Source organism: Solwaraspora sp. WMMD791 (assembly GCF_029581195.1).
Classification (GTDB): domain Bacteria; phylum Actinomycetota; class Actinomycetes; order Mycobacteriales; family Micromonosporaceae; genus Micromonospora_E.
Window position 1 is genome coordinate 3434446 of record NZ_CP120737.1, and the last position, 18877, is coordinate 3453322.

The following is an 18877-nucleotide window of genomic DNA, read 5'->3' on the forward strand; positions in this document are numbered from 1 at the left end:
GTGGCCGGCGCAGCCCGGCGGCTCAGCTCAATGAGCTCAGCTGGCCGGCCGACGGTCGCGACGCCAGCAGACGGCCTGCCGGACCAGCAGCCCGAGGATCAGCATGCCGGCCAGGGCGGCCCAGCCCCACGGGTACCGCTCGGTCTGCACCTCGAACACCACCGCGTCGGTGTCGCCGACCGTGTCCATGGTGGTCAGCCGCCCCTGCACGGCGTACCGGCCGTACAGGGGGCCGTCGACCGGCACGACGATCCGCACGGTCGTGCCCTGCCCCGCCGGCAGCGGCGCGACGTCGGTCGCCTCGACGACCGACGTCGGGCGACCGGGCCGGCCGGTCAGCAGGGACAGCTGTGCCTCGCCGGCCTCGACGGTGCCGTCGTTGCGCAGGTCGATGTCGATGACGATCTCGCCGCGCAGCGCGAGCAGGGTCGCCCAGTCCCGCGCGGCCGGCACTACGCTCAGCCCGGCCAGTCGCAGCCCGGCCCGGCCGGGCCCGGTAGGGGCGACCGGCGCGGTCAGGTCGGTGAGGTCGATCGGGGCGGTACCGGTCACCGCGACCGTGGCGGCCTCGTCGACCGCCTCGTCCACCGCCTCGGGGGTGAGGGTCCGGGCCCGGACCACGCAGGGGCAGGCCACCGGTGGCGCGGCGACGGCGAGCCGGGCGGCGAGCGGCTGCGGGTCGGCGACGTACAGCTGCCGGGCCGCCCCGGTGGCGCAGTCGAGCGCGCCCCGCCGGGCCTGGTTGCCGCAGATCTCCAGCTGCACGATGCCGGTCGGCCAGCCGGTCAGGGTGACGGTCACCGACGCGCCGACGGAGCCGGCGGCCGGTGCGACGGTGACCTGGGGCGCGGTGGCGGTCGCGGGTGCCGACGGCAGGCCGCCGGCACCCGCGACCAGGACCAGGGCCAGGGCGCACGCCGAGGTCCGGCGACCGGTCATGACGCCGCGGTGGTCGCCGGGCCGGTGGTGGCCGGGTCGCCAAGCGGCGCCGGGGTCTGCGCCGGCTCGGCGGCCCGGTCGGCGGCAGGCACCACCGCCGGGTCGGTGGCCTGGTCGGTGGTCGCGGCCGCGCGGCCGGTGCGCCACCGCCGGACGGCGAGCCAACCGGCGAGTACGGCGATCGCGGCGAGCAGCAGCCACGGCGGTGCCCAGACGCTCGCTGTCCGGGTCACCGGTGGCAGTGCCTCGTCCACGGTGGTCGGGGCGAGGTCGACGGTGGCGGTCAGCCGCAGCGCCGGCGGTACGCCGGTGATCCGCTCGGTCACCGTGAAGGTGCTGCCGGGCAGCAGTTCGGGCAGGTCGACCGGGTCGGTGCGGGCCAGGTCCCAGCCCAGCGGGCCGGCCAGCAGCACCGTGCCGGTGCCGCCGACGCGGATGTTGCCGGTGTTGCGGACCTGGTAGGTGACGACGGCGTCGCCGTCGCCGAGCGGGTTGAGCGGGTCGTCGTAGTCGATGCTCATCGACTCGACGCTGATCGACGGCTGGACCGGCCCGTCGACCCGCAGGTAGATCCGGGCGGCCACCCGCTGGTCGACGGCGACTTGCTGGCCGTCGGCAGCGGTACGGACCTGGACCAGCGAGCCGATGATCCCGCCGGCGTGGTCGCCCGGAGTGGCGTTGGCCGGCACGCTCAGCCGGAACTCGATGTCCCGCCGCTGGCCGGCCGGCACGACGAACTCACGTTGGTCGAAGTGGACCCAGGTGCCGACGTCGGTGGCCGGTTCGTCGGCTGGAAGCAGGGCGAACGCGCCGTCGTCGGTGAGGAACCCGTCGGTGCCGTACACGGTGAAGGTCTGATCCTGGTCACCGAGGTTGCTGATCCCGACGTGGTCGGTGATCTCGGTGCCGGGGGGCAGGTCGTAGACGAAGTAGTTGCGTCCGGTCGGCCCGTCCGGGCCGGACGGTTGCACCGCCCAGGTCACCGCGTCGGCCGGGGCCGGGCTGGCCGACTGCGCGGCGGCCGGGGTGGCGCCGATCAGCGTGAGCAGGCCGGCCGCCAGCAGGCCGATGACGGTGTGGCGACGGGGCGGGCGGCGGGTGGGCGGGGCGGACATCGGGCACTCCAGTCGGGCCGGTGGCCGGTGCGGAGCCGTCGCGGCCCCGCACCGGCCGGTGGAGCTGATCCTCGGGACAGGGTCAGCTGGAGCTGATCCTCAGGACAGGGTCAGCGTCAGGGTCGCGGTGTAGTCACCCGGCACCGCCGCGGCCGGTACGCCGAGATTGAGCTGCGCGCCGCAGGTGAAGCTGCCGGCGCTGGCGCCGGCCGCCGAGGTGCACAGCGCCCGGGCGGTGCCCAGGCCCGCGCCTGGTTCGGCCACCGCACCGGGGGTCACGGTGCCGGTCGCCCCGACCAGCGGGTCGTCCACCGGGGACGCGCTCGGCACCCAGCCGAGGTTGTCCGCGGCGATGGTCGCGTCACCGGTGGCGAGGAAGTCACCGACCTGGCCGACCAGGCTCCAGCCGGCGTTGGTGCCGCGCAGGTCGGACACGGTGGCGGTGTTCAGCGCACCGCTGGTGACCGCGCCGTTGGCCACCGCAGGCAGGGTGACCGACGAGCCGGCCACGCTCAGCGTGAGCGGTCCGCCGGCCAGGACGGTCGCGGCGATCTGCTGGCTGGCGTCGCCGCCACCGGCCGGGGCCGCGAAGTCGACCGGGGTGAAGGTGTCCTGGCTGCGGTCGGCGGAACCACGTGCCGCGAACGTGATCACGTAGCACTGGGTGACGGTGCAGTCGACCGCGTTGCCGTTGCGGTCGGTGTACCGGGCGCTGATCGGCAGGGTGGTGCTGAACGAGCCGTCCGGGTTCATCGTGTCCCGGGCCTCGGTCGGCGTGTTGGTGGTGTTCACCCACTTGGTGACCTGCAGCACGCTGGCGTTGGTCCAGTGGTCGTCGACCTTCGGGCCGAACGACACGTAGATGCCGGCGGCGTTGTTGGCCTCGGGGTCGAAGCCGCTGCCGGCGACGGAGATCGTCGCGCCGGCCGGGTCGACGCCGGAGTCCGGGGTGACGGTCACCGACGGCGCGCCCGGCTCACCGCCACCGGAGGTGGCTGCGGTGAAGGAGACCGGGTCGAGCGTCTCACCGGCGGCGTAGAAGCCGGCGAATGCGCTGGCGCCCTCGTCGGTCAGGACCGCGGCCAGGGCGGTGCCGGTGATGGCGTCGGAGTCGGCGACCGGGTTGGCCGCGGTGGTGGTGAGGTCGGCAATCGTGGCCTGGGTGACGTCGACCGGCGGGAAGGCGGTGCTCTCCAGCTCGACGTCGGCCTTGAGTACCGCGGTGCCGCTGGTGACGACCACCGTCGGGTTGGCCATGGTGATGGTGAACATGTGCGCCGGGTAGGAGAAGACGATGGTGCCCCCGTACGTGGCGTTCGTCTCCCCGGTCTCGGCGTCGTAGCTGCCACCGGTGGCGGGGAAGGCGAAGGTGCCGTCGGGGTTGATCGACGCACCGTCACTCGCCGCGATCGGCGGAGTGCCGTTGCCCAGCGAGACGTAGTTGCGGAACGACGCCTTGAAGCCCCAGTTCAGGCTTCCCTCGGTGATGTCGGCCGGGGCGGCCACGGCGGGTGCGGCGCCGACGAGTGCGGTCGTGGCACCAAGTACGGCTGCTGCCGCCCAGGTCGCCGACCGTCGCCCCAGAGCACCTGCTCTGGTTGAGATCATCAACTGGTCCTTTCCGGATGGTTACTCACCGTGCTCAGACTCCGCTGTAGACACGGCCTGCGATCGAAGTTAGGTTAGCCATACCTAACGACGAACGAAACCAGCGAGGGGTACCTGATCTTCAAACCGGTCGGACCCTTGTCCTGACCTGCGCGAGTGACTTAGCTTAGGCAAACCTTCATTGAGACCTCAACCGGCGACCGTCGGAAGGATCACCCATGCCTACGCCGCTGGTCAGCGGCCGTGTCGTCGCGACCGCCGCCATCGCCACCATCGCCGTACTCGCCACGCCGCCCCTGGCCACACCCGCCGCCGCCGACACCACCGCAACCGGATCCGGCGGCCAACGGCTCACCGTCTCCACGTCCAGCGGAATCAGCCGCTCCGGCCAGACCGTCACCGTGACCGGCACCGGCTACGACACTGCCAAGGGCATCTACGTCGGCTACTGCGTGGACAACGGCGACGGGCAGCTGCCGACGCCGTGCGGCGGTGGGGTGGACACCTCCGGCACCGGCGGCAGTTCGCACTGGATCTCCAGCAACCCCCCGTCGTACGGCGAAGGGCTGGCCGTGCCGTACGGGGCCGGCGGGTCGTTTCAGGTCGCCATTCCGCTCACCACGAAGATCGGTGACGTCGACTGCACCGTACGCACCTGCGCGGTGGTGACCCGCGCCGACCACACCCGCAGCAGCGACCGCAGTCAGGACGTACGGATCCCGATCAGCTTCGCGGCCGCCGCCGCACCGGCGCGCACCAGCGCCGCACCGGCCGGCGTCGACCCGGCCCGCACCTCAGCCGCCCCGGCGGCGACCCGGGCCGGTACCGGGACCGCCGGCACCGCACCGACCGACCCCACCACCGGTGGTACGGCGAGCGCCACCCCCGCCGGCACCGACGGTGCCACCACCGACGGCACCGGTACGCCGACCGCCGCCGACGGCACGACCGTCGTCGACCCGGCCGGGCTGGCCGTCACCCGGGTCAGCACCGTCGGCCCGGCCGGCCAGTGGTGGCGCAGCACGCTGATCCTGCTGGCGCTCGGCGTACTCGCGCTGGTCGGACTGTCGGCGGCCCGCCGCCGGACCCGCCGGAGCCGGTCGTGACCGCCCGCCGGACCCGACCGGGCGCACCGCACCGGATCCGGCCCGCGCCGGGCGCACCGCGCCGGACCCGACCGGGCCGGCTGGCCGCCCTGCTCGCCGCCGCCCTGCTCGCCAACGGTGTCGCCGCCTGCGCCACGGCCGACGCCGACCCGACCGGCACCGCCGCCAGCTGTGGCCCGGTCACCGCGACCGTCGCCGACGCCGACGTGACCCCGCTGGACCCGGCCCCCACGCCGGTGCTGCCGGTCACCGTCACCGACGCCGCCGGCGACCGGGTCACCGTCACCGACGCCAGCCGGATCCTGGCCGTCAACCTGTACGGCTCCATCGCCGAGATCGTCTTCAGCCTCGGCCTCGGTGACCGGGTCGTCGGACGGGACACCTCCACCGACTTCCCGGCCGCCGCCGACCTGCCGGTGGTCACCCCCGGCGGGCACGACCTGTCCACCGAGGCGATCATGGCGCTGGACCCGAGCGTGGTGCTGCTCGACGACAGCATCGGCCCGCCCGAGGTGCTCGACCAGCTGCGGACCGCCGGCATCCCGGTGGTCCGCATCGGCGACGAGCAGAGCCTGGCCGCCGTACCGGTGCACATCCGCGAGGTCGCCGCCGCCCTCGGCGTCGCCGACGCCGGTGAGACGCTCGTCGCCCGGGTCGACGGCGAGATCGCCGCCGCCCGCGACGGCGTGGCCCCCGACGCCGACCGTCCCCGGGTCGCCTTCCTCTACCTGCGCGGCACCGCCGGGGTGTACCTGATGGGCGGCAAGGGCGCCGGCTCCGACGCGATGATCGACGCCGCCGGAGGCGAGGACGCCGGCACCGCCATCGGGCTGGAACGGTTCCGGCCGCTGACCAGCGAAGGCCTGATCAACGCCGCGCCGGACGTCATCCTGGTGATGACCAAGGGCCTCGAATCCGTCGGCGGTGTGGACGGCCTGGTCGCCATGCCCGGCGTCGCCCAGACCCCGGCCGGCCAGCAGCGACGGGTCGTCGACATGGACGACACCGTGCTGCTCAACTTCGGCACCCGCACCGGGAAGGCGATCCAGGCCCTCGCCCGCGCCATCCACGAATGCCGGTGAGCCCGGTGACCGCCTCCGCGCTCGCGGCCCGCCGGCCGCTGCTGCTCACCGGGCTCGTCGGCGCGCTGCTGGCGGTCGGGGTGGTCGCCGCCGGCACCGGTCAGGTGCAGATCGCCCCGGCCGAGGTGCTCGCCTCGGTGCTGCACCGGCTCGGCCTGGAGGTCGGCGCGCTGCCGACCGCCCCGCACGGCGAGAACGCGCTGTGGATCGTCCGCTTCCCCCGGGTCGTGCTGGCTGCGATCGTCGGCGCCGCCCTCGGCTGCGCCGGCGCCGTCATGCAGGGCGTCTTCGGCAACCCGCTGGCCGAACCCGGCGTCATCGGGGTCTCCGCCGGAGCCGCCGTCGGTGCCGCGCTGGCCATCGTCACCGGGGTCACCGCCCTCGGTGGCTGGACCCTGGCCGCCGCCGCGTTCGCCGGCGGGCTGGCCACCACCTACCTGGTCTACGCGCTGTCCCGGGCCGACGGTCGCACCGAGGTGGTCACCCTGGTGCTGACCGGGATCGCGGTCAACGCGGTCGCCGGAGCGATCATCGGCCTGCTGATGTTCGTCACCGATGCCGCCGGGGTGCAGGCGATCGCCTTCTGGAACCTCGGCAGCCTGGCCCAGGCCAACTGGAACGCCGTCGCGGTCACCCTGCCCTGCCTGATCGTCGGGCTGGCCGCCGCGTTCACCTCGGCCGGCAAACTGGACCTGCTCGCCCTCGGCGAACGCTCCGCCCGGCACCTCGGCGTCGACGTGGAGCGGCTGCGGGTACGGCTGATCGTGGTGACCGCGCTGCTCGGTGCCGCCGCCGTCGCCTTCACCGGCGTGATCAGCTTCATCGGCCTGGTGGTGCCGCACCTGGTCCGGATGGTCGCCGGTCCCGGCCACCGGGTGCTGCTGCCGGCCAGCGCGCTCGGCGGCGCGATCGTGGTGATCGCCGCCGACCTGGCCGCCCGTACCGTCGTCGAATACCAGGAGCTGCCACTCGGGGTGCTCACCGCCGTGGTCGGCGGCCCGGCCTTCTTCTGGCTGCTGCGCCGGACCCGCCGCCGCGCCGGAGGCTGGGGATGACCCGGCCGCTGCGCCGCGACCTGGGGATGACCCGGCCGCTGCGGCTGCTCGGCCGCCGCCGGCCACCGAGGATGCCCGCCGGGCACCCGGTCGGCACCCCGCTGATCGAGGTCGACGGGCTGCGAGTGCGACTCGGCGGCCGTACGGTCCTCGACGAAGTCGGCCTCGTCGTCCACACTGGCGAGGTGGTCGCCCTCGTCGGTCCCAACGGCGCCGGCAAGTCGACCCTGCTCGCCGTCGTCGGCGGTGACGTGTCGCCGACCGCCGGAGCGGTCCGCGTCGACGGAGCCGCACTGAGCGCCTGGACACCGGTCGAGCTGGCGTTGCGGCGGGCGGTGCTGACCCAACGGAGCGTCCTGTCGTTCCCGTTCACCGTCGCCGAGGTGGTCCGGATGGGCCGGGCACCGTGGGCGGGGTCGGCTGCCGAGGCCGACGACGACGAGATCGTCGACGACTGTCTGCGGGCCACCGACGTGGCGCAGTTCGCCGGCCGTACCTTCACCTCGCTCTCCGGCGGGGAGCAGGCCCGCGCCGCGCTGGCCCGGGTGCTCGCCCAGCGCGCGGCCGCGCTGCTGCTCGACGAGCCGACCGCCGCGCTCGACCTGCACCATCAGGAGCTGGTGCTGCGGATCGCCCGGCAGCGGGCCGCCGCCGGTGACGCGGTCATGGTGGTGCTGCACGACCTCGGCCTGGCCGGTGCCTACGCGGACCGGATCGCGCTGTTGTCGACCGGCCGGCTGCGGGCCGTCGGACCACCGGCCGAGGTCCTCACCGGCGACCTGCTCAGCGAGGTGTACCGGCACGACATCGAGGTGCTGACGCACCCTGGGACCGGGCTACCGCTGGTCGTCCCGAGACGGCAGGGCCTGACCGTCGACAACTGGAAGGAACCCCCACGATGAGCGACACCTTCTCCGCCCGGCTGCGGGCGGCCAGCTGGCAGGACCATCAGGCGGCCGAGTCACAGCGGTACGTCTCGGCGCTGGTCGCCGGGGAGCTGCCCCGCCAGCGCTACACCGACCTGGTCGCCCAGCACTACTTCATCTACCAGGTGCTGGAGGAGGCGGCCGAGGCGATGCGCGACGACCCGGTCGCCGGTGGGTTCGTCGACGACCGGCTGACCCGGTTGCCGGCGCTCGAAGCCGACCTGGCGTTCCTGCTCGGCCCGGACTGGGCGGGCCGGATCAGCCCGAACCTGGCGACCCGGCGCTATGTCGCCCGGATGCACGAGATCTGTTTCACCTTCGCGCCGGCGTTCGTCGCCCACCACTACACCCGCTATCTCGGCGACCTCTCCGGTGGGCTGTACATCGGCCGGCAGGTGGCGCGGGCCTACGACCTGACCCCGGCGGGCGGGGTGGCGTTCTACCACTTCGCCGGCATCGACGACGCCCGCGCGTACAAGGACGCGTACCGGGCCCGGCTGGACGCCCTGCCGTTGGACGTCACGGCGGAGGCCGCCCTGGTCGGCGAGGTCGCAGTGGCGTACCGGCACAACACGGCGGTCCTCGCCGAGCTGGGCCACGACGGCGATCCGAAGCCGGCGACGCCGACGACGCCGGAGTCGATGGAGTCGGCGGCGTGAGCGCGGCGCACGGCCAGCGGGCCGACCAGCCCCAGGACCAGCCGGCCGACCGACCGCAGGACCGGTCCGCCGATCCGTTCACCCCTGATGTCGTCGCCCAGATCGCGCACCATATGAACGACGACCATGCGGCGGACTCGCTGCTGATCTGCCGTTCGCTCGGCGGCGCGCCGGCCGCCAGCGCGGCCCGGATGACCGGGCTGGACGCCGACGGGATCGACTTCGCCGCCACCGTCGACGAGGTCGAGGTCCCGCTGCGGGTGCCGTTCGCCCACCGGTTGACCGAGCGGGCGCAGGTCCGTCGGGAGGTGGTCCGGATGTACCAGGAGGCGTGCGCCCGGTTGGGAGTCCCAGCCCGCCCCGCAGAGTCCTGACACGAAGCACCCTCCCGCATACTCTGTGCAACCATCACCGCATGACGCGGACGCGACGCAGCAGTCTCTCCGGAGCACTGACGCTGGTGGTCGTCGCACTGCTGGCGCTCGGCGGATGCACCGGCATCGGGATCGGCGAGGCCCCGGATTCGGGCACGGCCACGTACTCGGCGTGGGGGCTCAACGAGGCGTCGAGCGCGCTGACCGGCTCCGACCGGATGATCGTGCTCAACGGCGACCGACAGCGCAGCGAACAGGAGTTCTTCCAGGTCAGCGGAGTCTGGGGGCCGGACGGGTTCACCCTCGACGAGTCGTCGGCGACCAAGGTGCGCGCACTGGCGGGACAGTTGCCCGACCGCACCGGCGACCCCGACTGTCACCGGCTGGTGCTGGTCAACCACGGCTTGTTCGGCGGTGGCGCGATCGCCGTGCTGGACCCGCAGGCCTTCGCCCCCGGTGAGCCGGTCGTCGCCAAGCCGTTGACCTGACCCGACCGGCCCACACTGGCAGGCGTCAGCCGGCGGGTGCCGGCACCGGCGCGCAGGGCGCGCCGTTGAGCGTGAAGTCGGTCGGGGTACGGCCGGCACCACCGCCGGTGCCGCTGGCACCGAGGAACCCGAAGGCGACCCTGCCGCCGGGTGGGATCGTCCCGTTCCAGGCGGCGTTCGTCGCGGTCACCGCCGGGCCGTCCTGCGTCGCCACCGTGTTCCAGGCGACCGCGACCCGCTGGTCGTCGGCGAAGGTCCAGCTCACCGACCAGCCGTCGACCGGCTCGTCGCCGGTGTTGACGACCGTGACCGAGGTGGTGAAGCCCGCACCCCAGTCGCTGTCCACCCGGTACCCGACCTGGCAGCCGGGCTCCGGCTCCTGGGCACCGAACGAGATCCGGTGCAGCTGCCCCGGCAGGTCGTTGACCAGGTAGAACTCGCCGTCGGCGGCCACCCCGATCGAGGTGGGTTGGATCGGCAGCTCGCCGATGACCGCCGTGTCGTACCCGCCGTCGGCCCTCGGTCGGACCGCGTACGCGGCCGCGGAGCAGTAGTCGGTGGCCAGGTAGGTACCGGCGGCGATGTCGGCCGACGCGCTGCCCCGGTAGACGTGGCCGCCGATCACCGCGCAGCCACCGACCGAGGTCTGGTAGTGGAACACCGGGTCGACGTACTCGGCGGTCGGGTCACAGCGCTGCGGATCGAACTCGACCGGGCCCTCCCGGCAGGACCAGCCGAGGTTGGCCCCGGGCTGTCCCCGCAGGTGGTTCACCTCCTCGTAGGTGCCCTGGCCGACGTCGGCGATCCACAGCGAGCCGTCGGCCGGGTCGACCGAGAAGCGCCAGGGGTTGCGCAGCCCGTACGCCCAGATCTCGTCGCGGGCGTCGGCGTCGCCGACGAACGGGTTGTCAGCCGGTACGCAGTACGCCAGCTCGCCGCAGCGGGCCGAGACGTCGATCCGCAGGATCTTGCCGAGCAGGGTGCCGAGGTCCTGCCCGGTGCCGAGCACGTCGTCGGCGCCGCCGCCGTCACCGATGCTCCAGTAGAGGTAGCCGTCGGTGCCGAACGCCAGCTGGCCGCCGTTGTGGTTGGCGAACTCGGCGTGCGGCTGGACCAGGACGACCTCCGCCTCGTCGACCGGCACCGGCTGTTGGCCGGGGTCGTCGAGGGCGATCCGCGCCAGGGTGACCGCCCCGTCGGGCAACGCCGTGTACGCCAGATAGATCACCGGGTCGGTGGCGAAGTCCGGTGACGTGGCGATGCCGAGCAGGCCACGCTCGTTACCGCTGACGTCGACCCGGTCGCCGATGTCGAGTAGCGGTGCGGCGGCGAGACCGGTGTCCGGATGGTAGACCCGCACCCGACCGGTCTTCTCAGTGATGAAGAGTCGGCCGCTGTCGTCGTCGGGCGCGATCATCGCGGTCGGCCGTTGCAGTCCGAAGGCGACCTGGGTGGTGGTCACCGTGAGCTGCTCGAGCGGTACGGCCAGCGGGGCCGCCAGCGGATCGGTGTACGGCGCCGCCAGCGGATCGGTGTACGGCGCCGCGTGGCCGGCGGCGGGGGTCAGCATCAGCAGCGACGTCGCGACGAGGGCCGTGCCCGCGCGGCTGACCGCCGACCCGAGATATCGAGGCATTCTCATATTCATGTCGGTCAGCCTATGGCCGACCCGTCGATCGCCACACCCCCGTCGACCGGGTGGCGTATCAATTTAGCCACTTAGAGTAGTCAATCACGCGCACAGTGTGGTTACGCTGGGTACATGGAGCCGGCCACCCCCGACCCGATCCAGATCGCCGAACTGGTCATCGCCTGGTCCGGTGGGATAATTGCGGCTTTTGCACTACTGGTCACCGCGTTGACAGTCGTCTTCGTCCTGGCGGGTTTCGTCGGAGTCCGGGAACTGCGCACCATCCGGCGTACCGGGGCCCGCGCCCGGCTCGAGCTGGACCGGCAACGGGTCGTCGCCCAGGAGATCGTCGCCCAGGCCGACCGGGCGATCCTGCAGGCCGAGACGCTGTCCGGGCAGACCGACACGCTGGTCGGCCGGGTAGAGACCGCCGTCACCCGCGCCGAACGTCAGTCCGAGCAGGTCCACCTGCTGATCGAGGACATGCAGTCGCGGCTGAGCGACTTCGATCACCGGCTGACCACCCAGGTCGAGGTCTCCTACCTGTTCAACCTCGGTGAGGCCGCCTACTGGGAGGGCTACTACGAGAAGGCGGTGGAATGCCTGCGCCGGGCGGTGGAGCTCGACCCGCGCAACCCACGGGTGCGCTACCGGCTGGGCCGGTCACTGACCAACCTCGGCGAGGACGCCGCCGCCGAGGAGGAGCTCACCACGGCGATGGCGTACAAACTGCCGGCGGACGCGACCGAGCGGGCCCTGGCCCTGCTGCACCGCTACGCCCACCCCGACCGGGCACTCGCGTACGCGCGCAGCGCCACCAAGCACGGCCCCGACGACGCCCAGAACTGGAACTGCCTCGGTCTGCTGCTGCGCGACAACGGTGACTTCACCGCCGCCCGCGACGCCCACCAGCAGGCCAACCGGCTGGACCACGAACTGGTCGCGACGCCGTTCTTCCTCGCCCTGCTCGCCGCCCAGGCGCAGGCGCTGCCGCACGCCCGGGACCGCTCGGCGGAGGCGATCAACCGGCTCGACTCCAGTGAGCGCCGGGCGAAGATCAAGCCGATGTGGACCTCGTTGATCCGCTGGACCGACGAGGTGCTGCGGGGCAACTACGCCGAGGCCGACCTGCACGCGGCAGTGCTCTACCAGACCTGCCAGTCGACCCGCCGGGCCCGGGAGATCTGCGACCACATGGACTTCCTGCTGCGGGCCCTGGCCCGGGAGGAACACCGCGAACGCTACCTCGGCGCCATCGAGCGCACCTGGCTGACCGGCCGCGTCGGCTGACGTCAGGACTTGCGGCGGGCGCTGGCGCCGGAGATGACCGCCACACCGGCGGCGGCGAGGCCGACCTGCAGCGCCAGCTCGATCCAGTCGATCCCCCGGGTGTCGGCCACCCCGATCACACTCGCGACCAGGGTGCCGAGCAGGGCTGCCACCACCCCGATCAGCAGCGTCACCCAGATCTTCAGATCCTGCTTGCCGGGAATCACCAGCCGCCCGAGCGCCCCGATGACGAGTCCGATGATCAGTGCCGAGAAGATGCCGCTGATTTCCATCTGCTGCCTCCTTGTGCCGTCTGACCGGGTTGGCCGGCCCTTCCACCATGCCAGAGCCAGACAACTACCAGGCAACCATCGGGTAGCCGCCGGCACCAGGGCCGGTCGACCCTCCGGCACGCGTCCCTATACAGTGGACCGGCCCGCGACATGGACCTTCTCAGTGAATTCGCAGCTTGACGGCGTAGGGTCCCGGGTAAGACATCGGTGTCCTGGCCTCGTCACCCCTCGACTGGAGCATTGGCATGTCGGCACCGGGCGCAGCCACCAGCGCACCGAGCAGCCCCCCGACCGCGCAATCGTCGCTACCGCGACGGCGTACCCCGATCTGGGCGGTGCTGACCGTGGTCGTCGGCAGCCTGCTGCTGGCGACCAGCGCCGCCGCCCTGGTCGCCAGCAGGGTCCTCGTCGAGCGCTACACCGGCGAGATCCAGCAGCAGGACCTGCTGGCCGGCGCGGCACGGCTACCGGAGCAGGACGAGGAGCCGGGCGAAGCGCTGGACGGACCGGTCACGATGCTGCTGCTCGGCGTCGACGAGCGGGGCAGCCGCCCCGGCGAGATGCGCTCCGACACCATCATCATCCTGCACATCCCGGACACCCACGACCAGGCGTACCTGATCTCGGTGCCCCGGGACACCTGGGTCGAGGTGCCGGCGTTCGCGCCGAGCGACCACCCCGGCGGCGAGTCGAAGATCACCGACGCCTTCTACGCCGGATCCCGCAACGGTGCCGGCCGGGCCGGTGGGGCCCAACTCGTCGCACTCACCCTCAAGGAGCTCACCGGTATCGAGTTCGACGGCGCGGCGATCATCGACTTCGGCGGCTTCCGCGACGTGATCGACGCGCTCGGTGGCGTCGAGATGTGCGTCGACCAACGGGTCATGTCGCAACACATGCGGCTGGTCGACGGCATGCCGACGTGGCTGGCCGAGGCCCGTGAGATGGGCGGCGGCGAGGAGCTCTGGCACGAGGTGGGCTGCAAGCGGATGGCCGGCTGGGAGGCCCTCGACTACTCCCGCCAGCGGTACGGCCTGCCCAACGGCGACTACGACCGGCAACGCCACCAGCGACAGCTGATCAAGGCCATGGTGCAGGAGGCCAGCAGCACCGGCGTACTGACCGACCTGGCCAGGATCGACCGGGTGATCACGGCGGCGGGCAAGGCCTTCGTCCTCGACACCGGCGGGATCCCGATCGCGGATTTCGTGTTCACCCTGCGCGGCGTCACCGCCAATGACCTGATCATGGTGAAGACCAACGGCGGCGAGTTCAACCCGGCCGGATTCAGCAGTACGGCGGCCGAACGGCTCACCCCGGAGAGCCTGGAGATGTTCGACGCCGTCCGCGCCGGCACCCTCGACGAATACCTGCTGGCCAATCCCGACGCCGTCCAGCAGGACTGACGCCGGCGCGGTGCCGCCCCAGCACGGTCGGGAAATTGCCCCGACGACACCCGCGGACATACGTCACCGTGATTTCCTCCGTTCCGTCCACATCGGTACGGTGTGCGCATGGCCGCCGCATACCCGGTACGGGTCAGCTTCACCGACCACATCTCCGCCACTGACTGGCAGGCACTGCAGCAGGCCGGTCAGCTCGTGCAGATCCGGCGCAGACAGGGGCTTTTCCTGCAGGACGACCAGAGCCGTGACGTCTTCGTCCTGATCTCCGGTGCGGCCAAGGTGTACCGCACCGAAGCCAACGGCAGCGAGACCATGTTGACCGTACGCTCCACCGGCGATCTGCTGGGCGACATCGCGGCGCTGGACGGAACGCCCCGGTCGGCCAGTGTCTCGGTGCTCAGTCAGGTGACCGCCCGCAAACTCACCAACGAACAGTTTCTCGCTCTGGTCGAGGACCGGGGCCTGCACGTGGCGCTGCGCCGGTACACCAACGCGCGACTGCGCGAGTCCGACGAACAACGAGTGGAGATCGCCTCCCTCCCGGTGCCGCAGCGGCTGGTCCGGGCCCTGTTGCGGCTCGCCAAGGCGGGCCCGGACGGACCTCGCCGGGCCGTACTCGATCTCGGCATCTCCCAGGACGGCCTGGCGCAGTTGATCGGCGCCTCCCGCAACGCGGTGGTCACCGCGATCAGCGAATTGCGTCGCGACGGTCTGCTGCGTACCGCACCGCGCCGCTACGAATTACTCGACGTCGATCGGCTCGCGACCATCGGATACCGCGCCCGGCCGTACGACGACAACGGACGACGACAGCCGCGCCCCGACGACGACCCGGACCACCGCCGCTGACCGAACAGGTCGGCGGCACCACCATCTGTCGATCACGCAGCGCCCTGTTCAGACGGATGCCGTCCGTCGAGGGTGCATAGTCGTCGGCAAATAGCGACTGTGCCCACTGGATGGCAGAGATCAGTGCGGGATCCTCGGCAGGATGCGAGGCCGACGATCTCGAAGCGACAGGAGCACCAGTGGTCGCCATACCTGCGCCATTCACCACCACCAGGGAACTGCCCCCGTACACCGGCGTCCTCGCGGTCGACGCGTTGGGCTTCACCACCGAGCCCGGCAGCACCCACCAGCACATCAGTCACCTGATTCCGCAACTCGTTCGCCAGGCATTCGACGAGTCCGGCGTCGGCGAGGCATGGCAGTCACCGCCGTTCTTCGCCAACACCGGTGACGGGCTCGCCATCGGCGTACCGACCAGGCTGCTGCCCGCGCTGGTCCATCCGTTCCTCGCCGTCCTGCAGCAGGTGCTGACCAACCACAACGCCACGATCCTGCGCGGTCAGCCGGTCATCCGGTTGCGGGTCAGCCTGCACGTCGGCCCGCTGCCGGTCGACCCCGACCGGCCCGAGTACTCGGGAAACGGCACCGCCCGCAACGACACCCACCGGCTGCTGGACTCCGACGCGGTCCGGATCATGCTGGCCGCCGCCGAACCGTCGGTCACCCACGTCGCGGCGATCCTGTCCGACCGGGTCTTCTGCGACGTCGTCCGGGACGGCTACACCAGCCGGCACCCGGACCATTTCATCGAGGTCGCGGCGAGCGTGCCGGGCAAGGGTTTCAGCCAGCGTGCCTGGCTGTACGTGCCGGAGCCGTCCGGCAGCCTGCTGGCGGCCCCCCGGTTCGCGGTGCAGCCGACCGGGCAGCCGGCCGGGCCGGAGCAGGACCAGGCCGGGTCGGCGCAGCAACCTACCGGGAGCGCGGACGCGGGCCGGGAGCCGGGCGCCGACCCGCGACGGGCCCCGGACCAACGGGGTGAGCTACGGATCCGGCGCAACTCCGGGCAGGCCGCGAACCAGGTCAACGGCGGGATGTGGCAGTCCCGGGGTGGGCGTACCGGATGGCACTGACCGACGGGCTCGACGATCTGCTCGACGACGACCTGCTCGGTGCCGACGAACTCGGCCCGGAGCCGGCGGTCAGCGTCGCCGTCACCCACAACGACGGGCAGGTCGCCCACACCGTCTACGGCGGACTCCACCAGTACGTGCAGCGGGTCCGTGACTACCACGAGCTGAGCCCCGACTTCGTACGGGACCGGCTCGACGGCTTCGTCGACCCCGGCTACCACACCGTCGGCGGCGACCGGCTCGACGGCGACGGGGCGCTCACCCTGCTGCGCCGCTACGGCGGAGCGATCCTGGTCGGCGGCCCCGGCACCGGCCGGTACACGGCGGCGCTGCGCCTGCTGCAGGGCACCGGACAACAGCTACGGGAGATCCGCCCGACGTACGACCCGGCGCGGCAGGAGCAGCTGACCGTCGCCGAACTGCCCGTCGCGGCGGGCTTCGCCTACCTGCTGGAACTGCCCGAGCAGGCCCACCACATCCAGTACGGGTTCGCCCGCGACCTGGGTGCGTACTGCGCCAGCCTGGCCCGCCGCGGCTCCAGCGTCGCGGTGACCGTCACCGAGGCGACGTGGGCCCAGCTCGGTGCGGTACGCGACGGCCCGGTGCTGCGGGTCGGCGTACCGCCGCCGGGTCAGGTCCTCGGGCTGCGGCTGCGCCGGTTGCGCCCCGACCTGGATTTGCGCTGGCTGGTCGACGACCCGCAGGTGGTCGAGCTGCTGGCCGCAGCGGCACCGGCGGAGGCGGTACGGCTGGCGCAGCTCGCCGCCGACGTGCTGGCCGTGACGGTCGGGCCGGTGGCCGCCCGGCCGGCCGGGCTCGTCGACATCGTCGACGGTACGGTCACCGCCGACTCGCCAGCAGGCAAGGAGGTCGTCGCCGCGCTGCTCTCGGCGTACCACAACTGGGAAGCCGAGCTGACCACCTGGTTCCACCAGCACCCGGATCCGCACCACCGCGCCTTCCTGGTGGCGGCCGCCGCGCTGGAGGGTTCCCGCGCCGGGCGGGTGCTGGCCGCCGCCGAGGCGCTCGACGCCCGACTCACCGACCCCGCACAGCCGGCCGGGCTGCGCCGCGACGGCGTACGGGCCCTCGTCGCTGCGGTCGACGCCGACCTCGGCCCCGACCACGTGGTCCGGTTCCGCCGGGCCCGGTACGCCGAGGCGGTGCTCGACTTCGTCATCACCGACCGGGCCGACACCTTCCAGGCGGAACTGTGGCGGTGGGTGGCCGATCTACCGTTGCGGGGAGACCAGCAGCGGTCCAGTGTGGACCGGGCACTGGCCGCCCGAAGCGCCGAAATGGTCCTGCACACGGCGCTGCGGCGACGTGCCCCGGAGGTCCTCGGCCAGGTGGCGTCGCCCTGGAGCCGCCGGGCGGAACTGCGTGCCACGCTGGTGCAGATGCTCGGCATCGCCGCGCTCAGCCCGGAGATCGGTGCGGCGGTCCGCCAGCACCTCTACCGCTGGGCGCACTCCAGCGGCCGACCTCAGCTGCTGATCACGGTGGCCGAGGTGTGCGGCGGTCAGCTCGCCGACTTCTACGTCGAGCAGGCCATGGTGCGGCTGGGCCATCTGGCCCGGCACGGACTGGCCGAGGTCGACGACGCGGTGCTCGCCGCACTCGCCGCACTGTGGCAGCGGTCCCGGCTACGGCAGCCGGTGCTGCTGCGGCTGGCCCACTGGCTGGCCGGCGATCAGCCACAGCGGTCGGCGCTCGCCGCCCGCGCGCTGGAGCGCCTGGGCCGGCCGCCAGGTACCGACACCGTCGGCGATCCGGCCGGCGACGACGCCGACGACACCGCCGACGCTCCGGGCGGAACGGACGACACCGTCGTCGGTGACACCGTCGTCGGTGACACCGTCGGCGCCGCGCCGCATCGGGTACGGCGGCCGGACGCGGTGCTCGCCGAGGTCGTCGACGCGACGGTGGCGGTGCAGGACGACGTCGGCATGGCGCTGGGTCGGGCGTTGGACGCCCGGCAACTGCCGGACGGCATCGAGACGCTGCTGCACCGCTGGTTCGACGACGCCGCCGCCGATCCGGAGATCGTCGGCACCCTGACCCACGTGCTCGGCCGTACCGTCACCGCCGGTCCGGCCGCCGGCCGCCGGGTGGCCCGGTTGCGGGCGCTGCTGGCCGCCTGGCCGGCCAGCGACGAACCGGCCCGCCAGTCGGTGCTGCGGCGGCACCTCGTTCATCAGCTGCACCGTGCGGACCCGATCACGGCCCGCCGGCACTCCCGTCCTTCCCAGGAGCTGTGATGCCCGGATTCCTCGACCTGTTCCGCGCCCCCATGCCGCCCGCCGCGCCGCCCCCGCCGGCCCAGGAGGTCTTCACCGACCGGCTGCCGGCCGCCCTGGCCGGCACCGAGTTCGTCGCCACCTTCACCGCGGCCTGGCAGCCGCTGCGCCCCAGTGACCGGGCGGTGGCCACGCTGCGCTGGTGTCTGCTCGACGCCGCCCGCCGGATCGCCGCCAACCGCAAGGTCACCGAACGGACCATGCTGGAGGCCGAGCTGAACACCCGGATGCCGCAGATGGACCTGACCGCCTCGCACCTGCGGCTGGTGAGCTGCACGATCAAACTCACCGTGGACAGCGAGGCCGAGCAGGACACCGAGATGGTCGACAAGCTCAGCCGGGAACTGCGACTGCAGCGCATGCGTCACCAGCTCGAGCAGGAGCAGATGACGTACCTGCGGGAGCGGGTGCTCACCGATCCGACGACCGCCCGCTGCTACTGGCTGGCCCACCATCCGGGCACCTTGGAGCCGCTGCTGGACGACACCTTCGAACGGGTCGCGACGAAGCTGACCGGCGGCGCCGACCAGCAGAGTTCGGTGATCGCCGAGACGGTACACGATTTCGTCGGCGGGCTCAGCCCGGAGGAGCGCCGGTACCTGCTGGACCGCCTGGGTGACGTCTTCGTCTCCTTCGACCGGGGCGACCTCGCCGGCCGGGTACTCGACGCCTGACCGGTGCCGCCGGTGCCCGGCGGCACCGGCGGCA

The 18877-nt window shown here is 72.7% G+C and carries 18 protein-coding genes; 13 read left to right on the forward strand and 5 right to left on the reverse strand.

From position 1 onward, the window contains the following. Positions 1-36: 36 nt before the first annotated feature. The 3 genes from O7623_RS15095 to O7623_RS15105 form a co-directional block, all read right to left on the reverse strand. On the reverse strand, positions 37-939 hold the full coding sequence (locus O7623_RS15095; RefSeq protein ID WP_282229258.1) for a hypothetical protein: 903 nt from the start codon (positions 937-939) through the stop codon (positions 37-39). Beyond that, positions 936-2054, reverse strand: coding sequence for a DUF916 domain-containing protein (locus O7623_RS15100; protein ID WP_282229259.1), 1119 nt, complete (start codon positions 2052-2054; stop codon positions 936-938). Before O7623_RS15100 ends, O7623_RS15095 begins: the two co-directional genes overlap by 4 nt. Positions 2055-2153: 99 nt before the next feature. Then, positions 2154-3662 (reverse strand): HtaA domain-containing protein, encoded by a 1509-nt coding sequence (locus O7623_RS15105; protein ID WP_282229260.1) that lies wholly within the window; start codon positions 3660-3662, stop codon positions 2154-2156. Positions 3663-3880: 218 nt separating this feature from the next. On the opposite strand from O7623_RS15105, the gene O7623_RS15110 reads away from it, so the two are divergent. Genes O7623_RS15110 through O7623_RS15140 form a run of 7 tightly spaced genes read left to right on the forward strand, consistent with a single transcriptional unit; the run spans position 3881 to position 9352 of the window. Continuing rightward, on the forward strand, positions 3881-4768 hold the full coding sequence (locus O7623_RS15110; RefSeq protein WP_282229261.1) for a hypothetical protein: 888 nt from the start codon (positions 3881-3883) through the stop codon (positions 4766-4768). Beyond that, positions 4765-5850, forward strand: coding sequence for an ABC transporter substrate-binding protein (locus O7623_RS15115; protein ID WP_282229262.1), 1086 nt, complete (start codon positions 4765-4767; stop codon positions 5848-5850). Before O7623_RS15110 ends, O7623_RS15115 begins: the two co-directional genes overlap by 4 nt. 5 nt (positions 5851-5855) lie before the next feature. Beyond that, a complete protein-coding gene (locus tag O7623_RS15120) occupies positions 5856-6905 on the forward strand; it encodes an iron ABC transporter permease (RefSeq protein WP_282229263.1) in 1050 nt (349 codons plus the stop codon). Then, positions 6902-7807 carry a heme ABC transporter ATP-binding protein gene (locus O7623_RS15125; protein WP_282229264.1) on the forward strand — a complete coding sequence of 302 codons (906 nt, stop codon included), beginning with the start codon at positions 6902-6904 and terminating at the stop codon, positions 7805-7807. Before O7623_RS15120 ends, O7623_RS15125 begins: the two co-directional genes overlap by 4 nt. Beyond that, positions 7804-8490 (forward strand): biliverdin-producing heme oxygenase, encoded by a 687-nt coding sequence (locus O7623_RS15130; RefSeq protein WP_282229265.1) that lies wholly within the window; start codon positions 7804-7806, stop codon positions 8488-8490. Before O7623_RS15125 ends, O7623_RS15130 begins: the two co-directional genes overlap by 4 nt. Continuing rightward, entirely contained in the window at positions 8487-8864 is a 378-nt protein-coding gene (locus tag O7623_RS15135; protein WP_282229266.1) for a DUF2470 domain-containing protein, read from the forward strand. The genes O7623_RS15130 and O7623_RS15135 overlap by 4 nt, the downstream gene beginning before the upstream one ends. Positions 8865-8905: 41 nt before the next feature. After that, on the forward strand, positions 8906-9352 hold the full coding sequence (locus tag O7623_RS15140) for a hypothetical protein (RefSeq protein ID WP_282229267.1): 447 nt from the start codon (positions 8906-8908) through the stop codon (positions 9350-9352). Positions 9353-9377: 25 nt separating this feature from the next. Here O7623_RS15140 and O7623_RS15145 read toward each other — a convergent pair whose 3' ends face one another. After that, positions 9378-11000 (reverse strand): PQQ-dependent sugar dehydrogenase, encoded by a 1623-nt coding sequence (locus O7623_RS15145; RefSeq protein ID WP_282229268.1) that lies wholly within the window; start codon positions 10998-11000, stop codon positions 9378-9380. A gap of 114 nt (positions 11001-11114) precedes the next feature. On the opposite strand from O7623_RS15145, the gene O7623_RS15150 reads away from it, so the two are divergent. Continuing rightward, complete coding sequence (locus tag O7623_RS15150) at positions 11115-12272, forward strand: tetratricopeptide repeat protein (RefSeq protein ID WP_282229269.1); 1158 nt, start codon at positions 11115-11117, stop codon at positions 12270-12272. Positions 12273-12274: 2 nt separating this feature from the next. On the opposite strand, the gene O7623_RS15155 is transcribed toward O7623_RS15150, so the two are convergent. Next, positions 12275-12544, reverse strand: coding sequence for a GlsB/YeaQ/YmgE family stress response membrane protein (locus O7623_RS15155; protein ID WP_282229270.1), 270 nt, complete (start codon positions 12542-12544; stop codon positions 12275-12277). Between the two features lie 245 nt (positions 12545-12789). Between O7623_RS15155 and O7623_RS15160 the strand changes: the two genes are divergently transcribed. From O7623_RS15160 to O7623_RS15180, 5 genes are all read left to right on the forward strand, one after another. Then, the gene (locus O7623_RS15160) at positions 12790-13950 is read left to right on the forward strand and encodes an LCP family protein (protein ID WP_282229271.1); all 1161 of its coding nucleotides are present in this window, start codon (positions 12790-12792) and stop codon (positions 13948-13950) included. Between the two features lie 108 nt (positions 13951-14058). Continuing rightward, complete coding sequence (locus tag O7623_RS15165; protein WP_282229272.1) at positions 14059-14799, forward strand: Crp/Fnr family transcriptional regulator; 741 nt, start codon at positions 14059-14061, stop codon at positions 14797-14799. 179 nt (positions 14800-14978) lie between these two features. Next, positions 14979-15869, forward strand: coding sequence for a hypothetical protein (locus O7623_RS15170; protein ID WP_282229273.1), 891 nt, complete (start codon positions 14979-14981; stop codon positions 15867-15869). Then, on the forward strand, positions 15860-18130 hold the full coding sequence (locus O7623_RS15175) for a hypothetical protein (RefSeq protein WP_282229274.1): 2271 nt from the start codon (positions 15860-15862) through the stop codon (positions 18128-18130). The genes O7623_RS15170 and O7623_RS15175 overlap by 10 nt, the downstream gene beginning before the upstream one ends. After that, the gene (locus O7623_RS15180) at positions 18130-18843 is read left to right on the forward strand and encodes a hypothetical protein (protein ID WP_282229275.1); all 714 of its coding nucleotides are present in this window, start codon (positions 18130-18132) and stop codon (positions 18841-18843) included. Before O7623_RS15175 ends, O7623_RS15180 begins: the two co-directional genes overlap by 1 nt. Positions 18844-18877 lie beyond the last annotated feature (34 nt).